Origin of the sequence: Lutibacter sp. Hel_I_33_5 (assembly GCF_007827455.1) — a bacterium.
Classification (GTDB): Bacteria; Bacteroidota; Bacteroidia; order Flavobacteriales; family Flavobacteriaceae; genus Polaribacter.
Genome location: NZ_VISM01000001.1, coordinates 90,348 through 107,537, shown reverse-complemented (window position 1 = coordinate 107,537; position 17,190 = coordinate 90,348). Strand labels below are relative to the sequence as shown.

The following is a 17,190-nucleotide window of genomic DNA, read 5'->3' as shown; positions in this document are numbered from 1 at the left end:
ATTAATTTTCAATATCGTTATAGTTTAGAAAACTCCATTGATCCATATTTCCAACTATTTTTTTTCCTAACACTTGTTTGTACTCACTTGCTAATATACCAAATCCTTTAGGTTTTTTAGTTTCTAAATCTGAAAAGGTAATCACATGACCTTTCGGTAAATCTTTATTAATTGCTAATGATTTTTCAAAAATTTGTTTCAACTCATTAAAACTAGAGTTATCATTTTTATTTATCGGGTTTTGCAACGCAGTTTCTATATTTCTAACTGATTTTACCAATGTTGTTGTTTCTTCAATTGTTAATGAAGATTTTACATCTGGCCCAAACATTTCTTTATTAAAAACCACATGGAATTCTAATATTTCAGCTCCTAATGCAGTTGCTGCTATACATGTTTCTATACTTGATGAGTGATCTGAAAACCCTATTGGGACTTTATATTTTTCTTTAAGTTCTCCTATTACATTTAAACCATATTGTTTTGGTGTTGTAGGGTATGACGTAGTACATTGCAATATTGAAAAATCTATTTTTTTATCTTTTAAAAACTGAACTGTTGCATCCAACTCCTTAAAAGAGCTCATTCCTGATGAAATAATTACTGGCTTCCTTGTTTCTGCTATTTTTTCTAATAACACAAAATTATTTACTTCTCCTGAGCCTATTTTATAACGCTTTACTCCTACTTCTTCTAAGACATCTACTGCTGCATTACTAAATGGCGAACTCATAAATTCTAAAGCTACTTCATCACAGTGTATTTTTATTTCTTTCCATTGTTCTAAAGTAAACTCCATTCGCTTCCAATAATCCATACGAGTTTTATCTTGTTTGGAAAATTGCACTCGAAAGGGCTCATACAAACTACTTTCTGCTTCGGAAATATGAGTTTGGAATTTTATAGCATTACAACCCGTTTTTGCAACCGCATCAATATAAGCATGCACCATACCTAAACTACCATCGTGCGCTTGTGCTATTTCTGCAATGATCAACATGTAAATAATTGGTTAATTTTTTTATTGAATTCTACTGCACTAATATATTCTTTTTGTTTCTTATAATCTATTAAATTTAACTTTCCTTCTTTCCAATCTTTCCATATAAGTTCTAAAATTGTTAAAATTTGTTCTTCATCATTTACACCTGATTGGTATTTATAACTATCTCCTAAAACTCTAATTGTTTCAGATTTTTTGGGTGTTAAAGCAAATATTGGTTTATCTAATAAAATTAAATCTGCTAATTTTCCTGGCATAAAAGGGCTTATTTCAGCATCAGCTTCAATTATTAAAGAAACATCTGAATCTTGAATTAGTTGAAGACTCTTTTTATAACTAACTCTATCTAAAATAATATTTACATTATTTAAAGATTTATGCTTATTTAAAACATCTATATTTTCTTTAGCTACTTTTCCTAGTATGTTTAAAACAGCTTTGTCTTTCTTTTTAATATCACTATTAATAAATCTTATAAATGCCTTAAACAAACTTTCAACTTTTCTTGGTCCTAACAATGTTCCAGCATGTAAAAGATTAAATTTATTTTTTTTAAAACTAACAGAATTATCTAATTCTGATTGAGGTAAATTGTTTAAAGGAATTCCTAAATGTGGCAAAATAATACTTTTTTTGTCTTCAAACCCGTATTCTGACTGCATCAATTCTTTTAAATATAATGATGGGAAAGAAACATAATTTGCTTTGTAAATTATTCTTTTTGTAAGTAATTCTTGCTTTTTTAACAAATACGTTCTTTTCTTTTTATATGGTTTTGGGTATATACTTATTGGGTATGGATCATGAAAGTTTGCTAACCAAGGAATTGTAGTTTTTATATTCAGCATTGCATGGTGTGGATAAAACTCTAATCCTGAACCTAAAGCAATTATTAAATCAAATTTTTCTTTCTTTAAAATCGTATTAATAAATTTTTCCCATTTATTAATTTCAAATAACGACTCATCATGGATTCCCGTAATGTTAGTTATTAATCCTCTAAGTTTTGGAATAGCTTCTACAAATCTATTTCTCTTGTATTGTCTATTATCAATCTCTATAAAATTAATATTCTCTAACCAAGTTAGTTTATAATTAAAAACATTGTTATAAATACAAGTAACATTATTTTTAGAATTATTAGTTAATGCTTTTAAAAAGGTTGAAGAAACTATTCCTGAAGATGTTTCATTAATTCTTAAAGATTCTGTTAAGACTAAAATTTTCATAGAGAATTAATTATATTCTTTATTCTTTTAGATGCTTTTCCATCTCCATATGGATTATCAGCTGAAATCATCTTATTATACTCTTCTTTACTATCCAATAATTTAATAGTTTCATTAATAATTAATTTTTTATTTGTTCCAACTAATTTAACCAAATTAGATTCTACAGCTTCTTGTCTTTCTGTAACTTCTCTAGTAACCAAAACTGGTTTTTTTAAAGAAGGTGCTTCCTCTTGAATTCCACCACTATCTGTAATAATTAAATAAGATTTGTTCATTAACCAAATAAAAACCTCATAATCTAAAGGTTTTATTAATAGCACATTCTCTATATTTTTTAAAATTTTAGTTACAGGAGATTGAACTCTTGGATTTAGATGTACAGGATAAATAATTTGAATATCATTTCTTTTTGATATGGTTAAAAGTGCATTACAAAAAGATTCAAACTTTTTTCCAAAATTTTCCCTTCTATGACCTGTAACTAAAATTAGTTTTTTTGTTTTATCAGTTTTTGATTCTAACTTTGATATTTCTAATCTCTTATCGTTTATATTTTTTATTCCCCAAAATAAAGCATCTATTACTGTATTACCTGTTATATAAACTTTTTTAGGGTTTACATTTTCATTATTAATTAGATTGTTGGCTGCATTTTTTGTAGGAGCAAAATGATAATCAGTTATTCTTCCTGTAATTTGTCTATTGATTTCTTCCGGAAAAGGAGCACTTTTATTATACGTTCTTAAACCAGCTTCAACATGAGCTACTTTAATTTGTCTATTAAATGAAGCTAAAGCAACTATGGTACTTGTTGTTGTATCTCCATGAACTAAAACTAAATTTGGTTTAAAGTTATTTAAAACAACGTCTATTTTTGAAAAAATTCTACTACTTAATTCGTTTAAAGTTTGGTTAGGCTTCATTAAGTCTAAATCATAATCAGGAGTAATTTTAAAAAAATCTAGTACTTGATCTAACATTTCTCTGTGTTGTGCAGTAACACAAACGGCAGTATTAAGAGAATCAATATTTTTCAATTCTTTTACAACTGGCGCCATTTTTATAGCTTCTGGTCTCGTACCAAATACAATCAATACTTTTTTTTCCATTTATTTTTCAGTTTATGTAATTGTAGTTTGAAAGGTAATGTTATATAAAACAATTGCCAGCTAATTTTTTTTAATCCTTTAATTTTAATTCCATCAATTAACCTTTTAAATAAATCATACTCTTTAAAACTCAAAGAAATTTGAATAAAATATCTTAATAAACTTTTAGTTAAAATATTATTATCTCTTAAATTCTTTGAAATTAGCAAAACTGCATCTATTTTTGATTTTCTTCTAACTGGGTTATTCACATAGAACTCACCTGTGTTTGATTTTTCGTGTTTTCTACCATAAAAAAGGTTTTTATCAATAGAAACACCAACAAATTTTCCTGTTGCAATAATTCTTGTATATAACTCCCATTCTTCTGCATACATTAAAGTTTCATTAAACCTGTTATTCTCAAAACACTCTTTTTTCCAAACTACAGCACAAGAATTGAACGGCAAAGTATTATTTACAATACTTTCAATATCTCTTACTGTTATTATGAACCTACTGTATTCTTTCCTATCATCAAAAGTATATTTAAAACCTCCAATAAATACACTTCTTAAATATCTACAAAAATGAATTTTTGAACTTAATAATTCATTTGTACATGTTTGTAAATTTTCTGGATGAACAATATCATCATCATCAAAAAAAACAATATAACCTCCAATAGCCAAATCTAAACCATAATTTCGACAGCCTGGTAGCCCCTTTTTATATTTTGCTATTCTTTTATAGTATTGAAATCGTGAATCAGAGTCTAAAAAAGGTTTAATTATTTCAGCAGTTCCGTCTGTTCCTCCATCATCAATTATTAGACATTCCCAGTTTAAATAAGATTGATTTTTTATAGAAAGAAGGGTCTCTATTATAAAATGAGCTCGATTAAAAGTAGCCATTATAATCGAAACTTTTTGATCATTCATATTTAACTATTTAGTTAATTCGACTACAAATGTTTCAATCTCATTTATATGCGCAGGAATAATTGTTCCATGTTTTTCAATACCTTGTAAACTTACATATTCGCTCTCACCTATACGACATTCTTTAACATTAGAAAAACCACATTGTAATGCAAGACTTTCAATACTTGTGTAATTATGTAATATTTGATGTCCCCATGCTTTAAAAAAGTTATTAATAACATATTTATAATGTTGAGATTTATCATCAACTAACTCATTTACAATTTTTAAATTGACAACGTTTTTCACAGCCCAATCTACATAATTTTTGTTTTTATAATTATCAGAATTACTATAAAGGTTAAACAAAAAGTCAAGTGAAGGCATGGCAATTCTCATTACTCCACCTTTTTTTAATACTCTAAAACTTTCATTTAACATATTTAATTGTTGTGCTACTTTTAAATGTTCAAAAAGATGCTCCGAATATATAAAATCATAAGTATTGGAGTTAAAAGAAAAAACATCTCCAGCATCTAAAAATGCAATCTCTTTACTATAATTTAAATCAGTATTTAACCATCCTTTTAATAAATTTGAACCGCAACCAATTTGTAATTTTTTATTTTTAGATGTTTTAAAGTATAAATTGATTAATTGATCTCTATTTTTAATACATATCTTATAGTTTCTCTTTTTTTTATAATTTTCATATATTGAAAACAAAGATACTTTTAATATATTTTTTATTTTTTTTTTCATTATAGTTTAAAAAATTTTTTTTTTATAAAATTACATAAGTCATAAAAACTAATTAAATTAATCAAGCGCATTTTTATTACAAATTCAAAACCTTTAATACTAGAAATTTTAAGCAGTTGATTTTGAATGGTTTCATTAAATAAAGGTCTAAATTTTTTACAATATTTTTTTCTATAAAATATTAATATTTTTATATTACTTTTCAAATCTTCAATTATTTTATTGTTATCCATTTTAATAGATGTGTAAACACCATTTAAATGTTTCCTGTAGACACACATAATATCATTAAAATAATAAAACAATCCTTTATTTAAAAGATGATAAATTAAAATTGTATCGCCTGCTCTTGATTTTAAGTCAAATTCTTTTATATCAATTTCATTTCTAAAAAAAAATGATGCTGTTGGGTAAATTGCCCCCCCAGCCAAAATAATTTCTTCTTTAGATACATCTCTAGAATAATTAAAATTGCAATACTTTTCTCCATTAAAACCAATACCAATTTTTTCTGCATTATGAAAACATGCTACGTATTCTTTGTTGGTTTCTAAAAACTGTATTTGTTTTTGAAGTTTATTAACGTCAGTCCAATAGTCATCACCATCGCACAAAGCTATATATTTACCTTTACAGAGTTTTAATGCATCAACAAAATTTGACATCATACCAATATTTTCTTTTTGTCTTACATATTTTATTCTAGAAGAATTTTGATTATTTTGTAGTATTATATCTATAACATCTTTTGTTGAATCTGTAGAACAATCATCCAAGAGGATTAATTCAATTTCAAAATCACATTTTTGTTTTAATACACTTAAAACAGCTTTATTTATATATTCTTGGTGATTATAGGTAATCATACAAACACTAACAGTAATCTGTGGTTTCATACTAGATTTCTAACTTAGGCAACTGTTTAATTATTTTTGAAGGTACTCCTACAGCTACAACATTATCAGGAATATTTTTGTTAACAACCGCTCCTGCTCCAATAACTACATTTTTACCAATTGTAATATTTGGTAAAATTGTTGCATTTGTACCAATTGTCGAATAGTCTCCAATAACGCAATTACCAGACACATTTACACCAGGTGATAGCTCAACAAAACGACCAATAATACAATCATGTCCAACAGTGCAGTTTAAATTTATTAAAGCACCTTCTTTTATTTTTACATTACTGGTAACTACTGTCCCTGTCATGATATTACAACCAACGGAAATTGAATTTCTGTAATGTCCAATTCTAGATAGAGGACTTATAATTGAAGTAAATACCCCTCCAATATTTTCAAATTTGTCTTTTGTTTTTTTTCTTAAGACAGGATTACCAATCCCGATAGTAAAACTAGAATCATTATGAAATAAATAGTCTTTAGCTTCAGATAATGTTCTTAAAATCTTAAAGCTATTGTAAATCTTTTCATCCTTATTGTAATTATTTATATCATCATAAAAAATAATATCATCAACCTTATTCAATTGATATAAAACCTCTAATACTTCTTTTGCAAATCCACACGCTCCAATAATTAGCATAATTCAAAATTTATAATTGCTATTATCTTTTCCAAATCCTTTTCTTCTAAGCCTACATAGAGGGGTAAACATATTATTCTCCTCGATATATCTTCAGATATTGGCATAACAACTTTTTTTTGTAAATAACTTAAGGTGTTTAATGAAGGGTTAAAATACCTTCTAGGAAATATTTTCTTTTGGTTTAATTTGTAAACTACCCTTAATAAATCATTTTCAGTCTCAAAAATAATTGGATAATAACTATAATTCCAGATTGTCCCTTTTCTAATTAAAATTTTAGTTAAAAAAGAACTACTTAAATTTTCTTCATAATAGTCAACTATTTTTTTTCGTTCTTTAAATATCATATCTATATAAGGCAATATAGATAAACCCATGGCTGCTTGCAACTCTGACATTTTACCATTAATTCCTATTTCTTTAAAGTTTTCTGGTCCATCATGACCAAAATTATGATACTTAAATAGTTTATCTGCATATTCATCCTTATTAGAAATAATGAAACCTCCTTCACCAGTATGAAAGATCTTAGTAGCATGAAAACTACAAGTACTTACATCACCAAAATTAAATACAGACTTTCCTTTATAAACTACACCAAAGCAATGCGCAGCATCATAAATAACCTTAATATTATGTTTTTTTGCAATCTTTTCAATTTTTTCCACATCACAAGGATTTCCAAAAACATGAGTAGCTAATATTGCACTTGTATTTTCAGTAATTGCCGCTTCTATTTTATTTTCATCAATTGTTAAATGCAAAGGGTCAATATCTACAAAAACGGGTTTGCAATTCTCCCAAACAATTGAAGATGTTGTAGCTACATAACTAAATGGAGTTGTTATTATTTCTTTATTATTTCCAAATAGTTTAACAGCCATCTGTAATGGAATTGTGCCATTAGTTGTTACAATTAGATTCTTTTCTAATTGTAACTTATTTTTTATTTTTTTTTCTAACTCTAAAACAAGATCACCTCTATTTGTTAACCAATTATTAATCCATGCTTTACTTAACAACTCGATATATTCCTTTATTGGAGGTAAAAAAGTTTGTGTAACATTAATTTCTTTCATTATTTCAGTCTTTCCCAATTTAACTTTGGTTTAACAGCACCTTCTTTATTTCCTTTCCAACCAAAGTTTTCATTATCTTTAGATAAAATTTCAAATTGTATAGGGTTGTGCGTCTCACAAACAACTGTACCACTATTTAACACCAATAACAACCTTGTAACCGAATATATACCTTCTTGCATAAGGTTTTTAGGTATAACAACCTTTTCTCTATAATAACCCTCATCAATTATTCTCAATTCACTGCAAGAAGAACCAACAAAAACTAGAGTACCCATTTCATCTTGCAAATGAAATGTTATCCCTAATTGTTGTTGATTCTGTTTTTTTATGTAAAATTCAAATTGAATTTCAATTTCTTCTCCTTCTCTAATTACATCTACTAAAAGTTTATTTCTTTCACAAACTTTAGCATATGTAAATTTATAAAAATTATTACCAGGAGCATTATTCAATTGATATTTAACTTCACGTAAACTTTCAGTAAATTGCTTTAAATAATGATTTATTGAATCTTTAACATTACCAGTAAATTGAATTTCACCATTTTCAAGAACAACAGCTTTAGAACACAAACTTTGTAATGAAGCCATATTATGGCTAACAAACAGTACAGTTCTCCCATCAGAATTAGAAATATCTTGCATTTTGCCAATAGCTTTCTTTTGAAACTCAGCATCTCCAACTGCCAAAACTTCATCAACTACTAAAATATCTGGTTCTAAAAAAGCTGCTACTGCAAAAGCTAAACGAACTTTCATTCCGCTTGAGTAACGTTTAACTGGTGTATCTATATAGCGTTCACAACCAGAAAATTCAACAATTTCATCTAGTTTAGAGTTAATCTCTTTTTTTGTCATCCCTAGAATAGCACCATTCAAAAAGATATTCTCTTTTCCTGTCATTTCTGGATGAAAGCCAGTTCCAACTTCTAATAAAGATGCTATTCTTCCTTTAGACTTTATACTTCCTGTAGTAGGTCCAGTGACTTTAGATAAAATTTTTAAAAGTGTAGATTTCCCTGCACCATTCTTTCCAATTATTCCTAAAACTTCACCTCTTTTAACTTCAAAATTAATATCTTTTAATGCCCAAACATATTCAGATTTTCCTTTTTTAGAACGATCATTAGATTCTCCAATTTTTAAAAAAGGATCATCTTTACCTCTAATTTTAGCAATAAACCTATTTAAATCATGACTAATGGTACCAGTACCAATAGTTCCTAAACGATATTGCTTAGATAAATTCTCTACCTTTAAAATTACATCATCTTTCATATTAAATCGTATCTATAAAGGTCTTTTCAGTTTTATTAAAAATCACTAATCCTAATATAAATAATACTAAAGATATTAAAACCATATATAAGATTTGATTAATATGGATATTTCCATCAAAAAATACAATTTTTCTAAATGAATCTATAATGGTAGTCATTGGATTATACTGAATAATTTTAACAGCTATTGGAAAATCTTTCATTTTAGAAACTGCTTCTTCAACAGGATATACAACTGCTGATAAATACATTAATAATTGTACACCAAATGCAACTAAAAATGTTAAATCTCTATATTTTGTAACCATTGAAGAAATTATCATTCCTAGGCCCAATCCTAAAGCCCCCATTGAGATAATTAAAACAGGTAAATAAATTAAGTTGTAATTTACTTCAACAGTAAACTTGGTATAAAAAACATAATATAAATAAAACCCAATGAAAATTAAAAATTGAATTCCGAATTTCAACAAATTAGAAACGACAATAGACATTGGCATAATTACTCGTGGAAAATATACTTTCCCAAAAATTTGTTCATTTTTTTTGAAAGTATCAGAGGTTTGTGTCAAACAATCTTTAAAATAATTCCATGCCGTAATACCTGCAAGGTTAAATAAAAAAGAAGGAATATTGTCTGTTGGTATTGAAGCTATATTATTAAATACTAAAGTGAAAATTACCGAAGTAAATAACGGTTGAATTATATACCATAATGGTCCTAAAACAGTTTGCTTATATAATGTTATAATATCTCTCTTGACAAAGAGTAATAACAAATCTCTATATTGCCAAATTTCTTTTAGATTAAGATCAAAAAGATTCTTTTTTGGAGTAATCTCAAAAAGCCATTTATCAGTTTTCATTTAAGGGGTAACCATTTACACAAATATACCTTTATTTAATAAAAAAAACTAATCAAATTTTTAACAATTAGAAGCAATCTAATTATAAATAAAATTTTAAATTTGAATATGTAATCAATTCAAAAAACATGAACATACAACTAATTGAATGTGTACCCAATATTAGTGAAGGACGAGATATTAATAAAATAAATACTATTGCTAATATTGTTAAAACTGTTGATGGCGTTAAGCTTCTAGATGTTGATCCTGGAAAAGCAACAAACAGAACCGTTATAACATTTGTTGGTGAACCTGAGAATGTTATTGAAGCTGCTTTTTTGTTAATAAAAAAGGCCTCTGATTTGATTGATATGACTAAACATACTGGTGAGCATCCAAGGTTTGGAGCAACAGATGTTTGTCCTTTAGTTCCAATAGCAAATATTTCTATGGAAGAAACTACTAAATACGCACATAAACTTGGAGTAAAAGTTGGTTCTGAACTTGGTATTTCTGGTTATTATTATGAAAATGCAGCAAACTCCGATGAAAGAAAAAATTTAGCAATTGTTCGCTCTGGAGAATATGAGGGTTTAAAAGAAAAATTATCTAACCCAAAATGGAAACCAGATTTTGGGCCATCAAAATATAACACTCAAATAGAAAAATCTGGTGTAACTGCAATTTCTGCTAGAGATTTTTTAGTTGCCTATAACGTCAATTTAAACTCTACTTCTACCCGACGTGCAAATGCTATTGCTTTTGATATTCGTGAAAATGGAAGAACAAAATTGGCTAATGGGAAAAAAGTGTTAGATCAAAATGGTATTCCAGAAAGAATTCCAGGGAAATTGAAAGCTGTAAAGGGAATTGGGTGGTTTATTGATGAATATGGTATTGCTCAAATTTCTTACAATCTGACAAATATTAGTATTACTTCAATGCATGAAGCATTTTACGAAACATGTGAAGCTGCTACAAGAAGAGGATTACGAGTTACAGGATCTGAATTAGTAGGGCTAGTTCCATTACAAGCTATGCTAGATGCAGCAGATTTTTACTTAAAGAAACAACAACGTTCTTTAGGGATATCAGAAACTGAAAAAATTAAAATTGCTATAAAATCCTTAGGCTTAGATGATTTAAAACCTTTTAATCCTCAAGAAAGAATTATCGAATATGTTATGAATGCAAATTCTGACAAAAAACTCATTGATTTTACTGTAAAAGATTTTGCTGAAGAAACTGCTTCTGAATCAATGGCACCTGGTGGCGGAAGTATTTCTGCTTATGTTGGCGCATTAGGAGTTTCATTAGGAACAATGGTTGCAAATCTTTCTGCACATAAAGCTGGTTGGGATGATAAATGGGAGTATTTTTCTACTTGGGCAGAAAAAGGACAGCAATATAAAAATGATTTATTGTTCTTAGTTGATGAAGACACAAATGCATTCAATAAAATTATTGACGGATTTAGAATGCCTAAATCGACACCAGAGGAAAAAGAAATAAGGGCAAGAGCTATTGAAGATGCAACAAAATATGCTACCGAAATTCCGTTTAAAGTAATGCAAACTGCTTATAATTCTATGGAAGTTATGATGGAAATGGCTAAAAACGGATTACAAAACTCGTTATCTGATTCTGGTGTGGGAGCACTTTGTGCTAGGACTGCGGTAATTGGAGCTTATTTTAATGTAAGAATTAATGCAAAAGATATTAAAGATGGTGAGTTTTCTAAAAAAATACTTTCTGAATCTAAAGATATTTATGAAAAAACAATTGCTTTAGAACAGGAGATGATTACAATTATTGATAGCAAAATTTAATTTGCCTTAATAATATTTATTATAGCAGATTTCCCTTCTTCTAAATTTGCTAAAACTTCATAATCTCTTCTGTAATCGTATAATTTAATTTTTGTTGTATTAGTTTTTAATTTACCAGCACTAATATTTATAATTTTGATAATATTTATACTATTCTTTAAGTCTATATTTAGCTTCTTTTTTTCTTTAGTTACTCTAAAGTTTTCAATAATCATTTTCCCATTATTTGAAATTGAAATTATATCGCCATCTTCTTTTCCATAATCCCAAACTTCAAGTCTTAATTTTTTAGTATATATAAAAACGGAAACTTTTTCCCCAGAGTTAATACTCGTTTCACTAAACTTTCTTAAATAATTCTTTGGTTCAATTTGTTTTTTAACTATGCTATCAATTTTTTTTATTTTTTTTATTTTTTTATATATTTTTTTTATTTTTTTTTCTACAAATTTTATACTTACTAATTTAATTTTTCCAGTTGCACAGGTATCTTTGTCATTATAAATACCAGTAAACTTACCGCTTAAAGTTTTCTTTCTTGAATTTCCTTTAAATTTACCTTCAAAATCTATAAAACAAAATTCTTCTGGTAATGATTTTGATTTCGTATATAATATATCATTTTCTTTAAATTTAATTTTTCTACTTTTTTTATTATAATAGCCCCTTATATAAGATTTTGTTTCATCATCCCCAGATATATCTGTATAAGAATAACCTTCCAAAAAACCTTTATTATTTACATTAAATTCAATTTTATATGAAATTAATTGATCTGTATTGATAATCAAACTACCCAATAATTCAAAATTAAAAATTTTATTTTTTTGTGAATAATTATTAAAAACACTTAGTATCCAAAATAAAAGTATAACAGTCTTTTTCATATCTTTTTTTATATATTGCGCTAATTAACTAAAAAAATAATTATTTTATGAAAAAATCACTTACGATTTACACTTTATTATTTGCATTTTTAGCATTTTCATTTAATGCCAATGCATCTTTTCCTGTAAAAAAGAAAAAAGAGAAAACTGAAATTGTTAATGGAGAAAAAATTGAAACAACAAGTTTTTCTACAGCATTTGCTAGTTCAGGAAAAAGCCAAGTTACAGCATTGCTTCTTTGCCTTTTTCTTGGAGGGATCGGGATACACAGATTCTACTTAGGTTATACTTGGCAAGGAATTGTTCAAATCTTAACTCTTGGTGGTTTAGGTATTTGGGCATTAATTGACTTAGTAAGAATTATTACTGGAGATTTACAACCAAAAAACGGTAGCTACTCTAAAACGCTTTAAAAAAGTTAATTTGTGACGTCCTGAAATAGCGTTACAGATTTAAAAATCACCTAGAATTATTCTAGGTGATTTTTTGTATATAACACTTTCTATAGAAAACTCTGTATAGCTAATTCATATCCTTTAACACCAAAACCGAAAATTACACCTTTTGCATTTGGTGCAATATAACTTTGATGTCTAAAATCTTCTCTAGCATGAATATTTGAGATATGAATTTCTACTACAGAAGTTTCAATTCCTTTAACAGCATCTCCTATACCAACAGATGTATGAGTATATGCAGCTGCATTTAAAATAACCCCATCATAATTAAAACCAACTTCATGTAATTTATCAATAATTTCACCTTCTATGTTGGATTGATAATATTCTAAGTCAATAGAAGAATATTTATCTTTTAAAGAATTAAAAATATCATCAAAAGATTCTGAACCATAAATTTCTGGTTCACGTTTTCCTAATAAATTTAAGTTTGGGCCGTTAATTATAATCAGTCTCATATAGCAAAAGTACAATTATTTTGAATTAAAATAAAGGAAGTAAATTTACAATCCAAATTGTAAACCTACTCCAAAATTAGAGATGGATCCAGTATTACTTACTACTTGATAAGAAGCATTAATTTGTATTGTATCACTTAATTTATATCCTACTAAAGGTCTATAATAAAAACCTCCATTATTTCCTGAACTAATTCCTAGTGCATAACCTATATCAGCACCAACTATAAACTCATTACTAGCGTTAAAACGAGCAGTTCCAGCAATTGGTAAAAAAGTAATATCGCCTAAAGAAATATTATTTAACGTTTTTCCAAAATAATGGATAAAACCTACAGTTATTCCCCAATCAAACTCATCACTAGAAGATAACCCATAATTAACATCAGCAGCAATAGAAAAAGAGGAAATATTACTTGTATTCCCTATAGGTAATCCAACATTAATTACTGTGGATAATTTTCCATCTTGAGCATTTAAATTAAAAGTAAATACTGCTATAATCATGCATAAAAATAGTTTCTTCATAGTTAAAATGTTATAGGTTCGTAAAAAAACGAAAGTAATAAAATTTACAAATAGAAAAGAGCTAGTTTTAAAACTAGCTCTTTTCTATTTAAATATACATATTTTTATAATCTATAGCCTAAACCAATTTGGAAATGGTTTTGCGAGATATCCCTTACTCCTAGTGTTCCATCATTTAAATTTCTTGTACCATGACCATAACGTAAATTAGCGAACCAAGTTTCATTTACATCATAAGACAAACCAGCACTTACTCCCCAATCTACAGCATCTTCAGTTACAGCTGATCCAAAATCAATACTTCCGTAAGGACCTAATTGGAAACTAAATTGTTCTGTTAAACGAACTCCAAACATAACTGGAATAACATATTCTTTAAAGCTAGAATTTCCATTAAATTCAATATTTATTTGAGCTTCTGGTCGTACATAAAATTTATTAGAAATAGTAAACTCAGCAAATGCCCCAATATAAATACCTGGAAAATTATCTTTAACAGTAGTTGCACCTACAATTTTCGCTGTAAGTGTATTGTAACCAGCGGAAATTCCGAAGTTAGCATTTTGGGAATAAATTGTGGATGAAAATACAATGGCGCATAGAGCGCAAAATACTTTTTTTTTCATAATTTGTGGGTTTTTGTTAGATGATAAAAATAAATAAAAAAAGACTAATATTATAAAATATCACTACTTTTTATTGAATGATTTCTAAAAAATGGCATAATTATATATCAGACTATCAACTATTTCTTAAAATTGAAAGAGGTTTATCAGAAAATACTATTGATGGTTATAGTAGAGATTTAAAAAAATTAACCTCTTTTTTAGAAAGTGATGATATCATGATTTCTCCTACTCTAATTGATGAAGAATTAGTTCAACAATTTATATATAAAATTGCTAAAGAAGTAAACCCTAGAAGTCAAGCAAGAATCATATCAGGCTTAAAAAGTTTTTTTGATTACTTAGTTTTTGAAGACTACAGAAAAACAAATCCGTTAGAATTAATTGAAGCTCCAAAAATTGGAAGAAAGTTACCAGATACATTATCCGAAGAAGAAATTAACGAATTGATTAACGCTATAGATTTAAGTCATTCGCAAGGAGAACGCAACAGAACTATTTTAGAAACAATGTATAGCTGTGGTTTACGAGTAAGCGAATTAATCAATTTACAAGTTTCTGACCTTTTCTTTGATGAAGGTTTTATAAAAGTAACTGGAAAAGGAAATAAACAACGTTTTGTACCGATACACTACAATGCGCAAAAATTTATTTCATCTTATATTCAGCTAATACGGAATCATATTACTACAAAAAAAGGGTATGAAGATACCTTATTTTTAAATAGACGTGGAAAAGGGTTAACTCGTCAAATGATTTTTACAATTTTGAAAGACTTATCTATCAAGATTAACTTAAATAAAAAGATAAGCCCGCATACATTACGACATTCTTTTGCAACCCATTTATTGAAAAACGGGGCCGATTTAAGGGCTATACAACAAATGCTAGGTCATGAAAGTATAACAACAACGGAAGTTTATGTTCATTTAGATAAAAGCTATTTAAAAGATGTTGTAGAAACCTTTCATCCTAGAAAATAAAAAATCCTGCTTTAAAGCAGGATTTTTAAAATATAATTATTTTTAATATAAACTATTTAGCAACGTTTACTGCCCTAGTTTCTCTAATAACAGTAACTTTTACTTGTCCAGGATACGTCATATCGTTTTGTATTTTTTGAGAAATACTGAATGATAATTCCGCAGCTTTAGTGTCGTTTACTTTAGTGCTTTCTACCATTACACGTAATTCACGTCCAGCTTGAATAGCATATGCTTTTTGAACTCCAGTGAATCCGAAAGCAATATTCTCTAAATCTTTTAATCGTTGGATATATGAATCTAACACCTGACGTCTCGCACCTGGTCTTGCTCCAGAAATAGCATCACAAACTTGCACAATTGGTGATATTAAACTTTTCATTTCAATCTCGTCATGGTGAGCTCCAATTGCATTACAAACATCTGGTTTTTCACCATATTTTTCTGCCCATTGCATTCCTAATAATGCGTGTGGTAATTCACTTTCTGCATCTGGTACTTTACCAATATCATGTAACAATCCTGCACGTTTAGCAACTTTAGCATTCAAGCCCATTTCAGCAGCCATAATTCCACAAAGATTAGAAACTTCACGTGAATGCTGCAATAAATTTTGTCCGTAAGAAGAACGATATTTCATACGTCCCACAGCTTTAATCAATTCTGGATGTAATCCATGAATTCCTAAATCAATAACTGTTCTCTTACCAACTTCTATAATTTCTTGAGTAATTTGTTTTTCTGTTTTCTTAACAATTTCTTCAATTCTTGCAGGGTGAATTCTCCCATCAGTTACCAATTTATGCATCGATAAACGTGCAATTTCTCTCCTTACAGGATCAAAACATGAAAGAATAATTGCCTCTGGAGTATCGTCAACAATAATCTCAACACCTGTAGCAGATTCTAACGCTCTAATATTTCTTCCTTCACGCCCAATAATTCGACCTTTAACATCATCAGATTCCAAATTAAATACTGATACACAGTTTTCTACAGCTTGTTCTACTCCTACTCTTTGTATGGTTCCTAAAACTACTTTTCTTGCTTCTTGTTCTGCTGTTAATTTAGCTTCTTCTACTGAAGTTTGAATAAAAGCCATCGCATCTGTTTTTGCTTCATCTTTTAAAGAGGAAACTAATTCTTTTTTAGCTTCATCCGCAGATAAACCAGAAATTTGCTCAAGCATATCTACATGACGCTTGTGCATTACCTCTAAATCTTCTTCTTTTTTATCTAGGAATTCTAACTTATGATTGTAGTCATTTTCTTTCTGCTGAACAGAATTATTTAACTTCTTGCTTCTATCTAACTCCGATGAAACTTGAGATTCTTTATCTCTAATTCTTTTTTCAACATCTCCCAACTTCTTCTCTCTTGATAAAATAACTTTTTCGTGTTCAGACTTAAGCTCAATAAACTTTTCTTTGGCTTGTAATATTTTATCCTTTTTTATTGATTCTGCTTCTACTTTAGCTTCTTTTAATATTGTATTTGCTTCTTTTTTTGTTCTTGATATTGTTTTATTGGCTTTCGTTTTTTCTAAAGATTTACTTATAATAAATCCAACTACTAATCCTATTAAGATTCCCACAATAATGGGAAGTGTCATTCCATCCATAATTTTCTATTAAATGTATAAAAAAAGCCTAC

Annotated in this window: 18 protein-coding genes; 3 read left to right on the top strand and 15 right to left on the bottom strand. The window is 27.9% G+C overall.

Going from position 1 to position 17,190, the window contains the following annotated elements; translation table 11 throughout:
- Position 1: 1 nt before the first annotated feature.
- The 10 genes from OD91_RS00490 to OD91_RS00445 are packed head-to-tail and all read right to left on the bottom strand — an operon-like array spanning position 2 to position 9,786.
- Entirely contained in the window at positions 2-1,000 is a 999-nt protein-coding gene (locus OD91_RS00490; RefSeq protein ID WP_144894451.1) for an N-acetylneuraminate synthase family protein, read from the bottom strand.
- On the bottom strand, positions 994-2,232 hold the full coding sequence (locus OD91_RS00485) for a glycosyltransferase (RefSeq protein ID WP_144894450.1): 1,239 nt from the start codon (positions 2,230-2,232) through the stop codon (positions 994-996). The genes OD91_RS00490 and OD91_RS00485 overlap by 7 nt, the downstream gene beginning before the upstream one ends.
- Positions 2,229-3,344 (bottom strand): non-hydrolyzing UDP-N-acetylglucosamine 2-epimerase, encoded by a 1,116-nt coding sequence (wecB, locus tag OD91_RS00480; protein ID WP_144894449.1) that lies wholly within the window; start codon positions 3,342-3,344, stop codon positions 2,229-2,231. The genes OD91_RS00485 and wecB overlap by 4 nt, the downstream gene beginning before the upstream one ends.
- Positions 3,326-4,264 carry a glycosyltransferase family 2 protein gene (locus OD91_RS00475; protein ID WP_144894448.1) on the bottom strand — a complete coding sequence of 313 codons (939 nt, stop codon included), beginning with the start codon at positions 4,262-4,264 and terminating at the stop codon, positions 3,326-3,328. The genes wecB and OD91_RS00475 overlap by 19 nt, the downstream gene beginning before the upstream one ends.
- Before the next feature lie 6 nt (positions 4,265-4,270).
- Positions 4,271-5,008: a methyltransferase domain-containing protein gene (locus tag OD91_RS00470; RefSeq protein ID WP_144894447.1), complete on the bottom strand. Its 738-nt coding sequence runs from the start codon at positions 5,006-5,008 to the stop codon at positions 4,271-4,273.
- Complete coding sequence (locus OD91_RS00465; RefSeq protein WP_144894446.1) at positions 5,008-5,904, bottom strand: glycosyltransferase; 897 nt, start codon at positions 5,902-5,904, stop codon at positions 5,008-5,010. The genes OD91_RS00470 and OD91_RS00465 overlap by 1 nt, the downstream gene beginning before the upstream one ends.
- 1 nt (position 5,905) lies before the next feature.
- Positions 5,906-6,556 (bottom strand): acetyltransferase, encoded by a 651-nt coding sequence (locus tag OD91_RS00460; RefSeq protein WP_144894445.1) that lies wholly within the window; start codon positions 6,554-6,556, stop codon positions 5,906-5,908.
- Positions 6,550-7,638 carry a DegT/DnrJ/EryC1/StrS aminotransferase family protein gene (locus OD91_RS00455; protein WP_144896886.1) on the bottom strand — a complete coding sequence of 363 codons (1,089 nt, stop codon included), beginning with the start codon at positions 7,636-7,638 and terminating at the stop codon, positions 6,550-6,552. Before OD91_RS00455 ends, OD91_RS00460 begins: the two co-directional genes overlap by 7 nt.
- A complete protein-coding gene (locus tag OD91_RS00450) occupies positions 7,638-8,918 on the bottom strand; it encodes an ABC transporter ATP-binding protein (RefSeq protein ID WP_144894444.1) in 1,281 nt (426 codons plus the stop codon). Before OD91_RS00450 ends, OD91_RS00455 begins: the two co-directional genes overlap by 1 nt.
- Before the next feature lies 1 nt (position 8,919).
- Positions 8,920-9,786 carry an ABC transporter permease gene (locus OD91_RS00445; protein WP_144894443.1) on the bottom strand — a complete coding sequence of 289 codons (867 nt, stop codon included), beginning with the start codon at positions 9,784-9,786 and terminating at the stop codon, positions 8,920-8,922.
- A 128-nt stretch (positions 9,787-9,914) separates the two neighbouring features.
- Here OD91_RS00445 and ftcD point away from each other — a divergent pair, with 128 nt between their 5' ends.
- Complete coding sequence (ftcD, locus tag OD91_RS00440; protein WP_144894442.1) at positions 9,915-11,597, top strand: glutamate formimidoyltransferase; 1,683 nt, start codon at positions 9,915-9,917, stop codon at positions 11,595-11,597.
- Here ftcD and OD91_RS00435 read toward each other — a convergent pair.
- Complete coding sequence (locus tag OD91_RS00435; RefSeq protein WP_144894441.1) at positions 11,594-12,484, bottom strand: hypothetical protein; 891 nt, start codon at positions 12,482-12,484, stop codon at positions 11,594-11,596. The two genes, ftcD and OD91_RS00435, sit on opposite strands and share 4 nt — an antisense overlap.
- Before the next feature lie 47 nt (positions 12,485-12,531).
- Between OD91_RS00435 and OD91_RS00430 the strand changes: the two genes are divergently transcribed.
- Positions 12,532-12,897 (top strand): TM2 domain-containing protein, encoded by a 366-nt coding sequence (locus OD91_RS00430; protein ID WP_144894440.1) that lies wholly within the window; start codon positions 12,532-12,534, stop codon positions 12,895-12,897.
- An 89-nt stretch (positions 12,898-12,986) separates the two neighbouring features.
- Here the strand turns inward: OD91_RS00430 and aroQ are convergent, their stop codons facing one another.
- The 3 genes from aroQ to OD91_RS00415 form a co-directional block, all read right to left on the bottom strand.
- Positions 12,987-13,400 carry a type II 3-dehydroquinate dehydratase gene (gene aroQ / locus OD91_RS00425; protein ID WP_144894439.1) on the bottom strand — a complete coding sequence of 138 codons (414 nt, stop codon included), beginning with the start codon at positions 13,398-13,400 and terminating at the stop codon, positions 12,987-12,989.
- Positions 13,401-13,445: 45 nt separating this feature from the next.
- On the bottom strand, positions 13,446-13,928 hold the full coding sequence (locus OD91_RS00420; protein ID WP_144894438.1) for a hypothetical protein: 483 nt from the start codon (positions 13,926-13,928) through the stop codon (positions 13,446-13,448).
- Positions 13,929-14,032: 104 nt separating this feature from the next.
- A complete protein-coding gene (locus tag OD91_RS00415) occupies positions 14,033-14,554 on the bottom strand; it encodes an outer membrane beta-barrel protein (RefSeq protein ID WP_144894437.1) in 522 nt (173 codons plus the stop codon).
- 77 nt (positions 14,555-14,631) lie between these two features.
- Here OD91_RS00415 and xerD point away from each other — a divergent pair, with 77 nt between their 5' ends.
- Entirely contained in the window at positions 14,632-15,537 is a 906-nt protein-coding gene (xerD, locus tag OD91_RS00410; RefSeq protein ID WP_144894436.1) for a site-specific tyrosine recombinase XerD, read from the top strand.
- Positions 15,538-15,589: 52 nt separating this feature from the next.
- Here xerD and rny read toward each other — a convergent pair whose 3' ends face one another.
- Positions 15,590-17,158: a ribonuclease Y gene (rny, locus tag OD91_RS00405; RefSeq protein ID WP_144894435.1), complete on the bottom strand. Its 1,569-nt coding sequence runs from the start codon at positions 17,156-17,158 to the stop codon at positions 15,590-15,592.
- Between the last annotated feature and the right edge of the window lie 32 nt (positions 17,159-17,190).

Excerpts from the sequence above, each read along its gene's own strand:
- OD91_RS00490 (WP_144894451.1), bottom strand. The coding sequence starts at position 1,000 with ATGTTGATCATTGCAGAAATAGCACAAGCGCACGATGGTAGTTTAGGT.
- OD91_RS00485 (WP_144894450.1), bottom strand. The coding sequence starts at position 2,232 with ATGAAAATTTTAGTCTTAACAGAATCTTTAAGAATTAATGAAACATCT.
- wecB (WP_144894449.1), bottom strand. The coding sequence starts at position 3,344 with ATGGAAAAAAAAGTATTGATTGTATTTGGTACGAGACCAGAAGCTATA.
- OD91_RS00475 (WP_144894448.1), bottom strand. The coding sequence starts at position 4,264 with ATGAATGATCAAAAAGTTTCGATTATAATGGCTACTTTTAATCGAGCT.
- OD91_RS00470 (WP_144894447.1), bottom strand. The coding sequence starts at position 5,008 with ATGAAAAAAAAAATAAAAAATATATTAAAAGTATCTTTGTTTTCAATA.
- OD91_RS00465 (WP_144894446.1), bottom strand. The coding sequence starts at position 5,904 with ATGAAACCACAGATTACTGTTAGTGTTTGTATGATTACCTATAATCAC.
- OD91_RS00460 (WP_144894445.1), bottom strand. The coding sequence starts at position 6,556 with ATGCTAATTATTGGAGCGTGTGGATTTGCAAAAGAAGTATTAGAGGTT.
- OD91_RS00455 (WP_144896886.1), bottom strand. The coding sequence starts at position 7,638 with ATGAAAGAAATTAATGTTACACAAACTTTTTTACCTCCAATAAAGGAA.
- OD91_RS00450 (WP_144894444.1), bottom strand. The coding sequence starts at position 8,918 with ATGAAAGATGATGTAATTTTAAAGGTAGAGAATTTATCTAAGCAATAT.
- OD91_RS00445 (WP_144894443.1), bottom strand. The coding sequence starts at position 9,786 with ATGAAAACTGATAAATGGCTTTTTGAGATTACTCCAAAAAAGAATCTT.
- ftcD (WP_144894442.1), top strand. The coding sequence starts at position 9,915 with ATGAACATACAACTAATTGAATGTGTACCCAATATTAGTGAAGGACGA.
- OD91_RS00435 (WP_144894441.1), bottom strand. The coding sequence starts at position 12,484 with ATGAAAAAGACTGTTATACTTTTATTTTGGATACTAAGTGTTTTTAAT.
- OD91_RS00430 (WP_144894440.1), top strand. The coding sequence starts at position 12,532 with ATGAAAAAATCACTTACGATTTACACTTTATTATTTGCATTTTTAGCA.
- aroQ (WP_144894439.1), bottom strand. The coding sequence starts at position 13,400 with ATGAGACTGATTATAATTAACGGCCCAAACTTAAATTTATTAGGAAAA.
- OD91_RS00420 (WP_144894438.1), bottom strand. The coding sequence starts at position 13,928 with ATGAAGAAACTATTTTTATGCATGATTATAGCAGTATTTACTTTTAAT.
- OD91_RS00415 (WP_144894437.1), bottom strand. The coding sequence starts at position 14,554 with ATGAAAAAAAAAGTATTTTGCGCTCTATGCGCCATTGTATTTTCATCC.
- xerD (WP_144894436.1), top strand. The coding sequence starts at position 14,632 with ATGATTTCTAAAAAATGGCATAATTATATATCAGACTATCAACTATTT.
- rny (WP_144894435.1), bottom strand. The coding sequence starts at position 17,158 with ATGGATGGAATGACACTTCCCATTATTGTGGGAATCTTAATAGGATTA.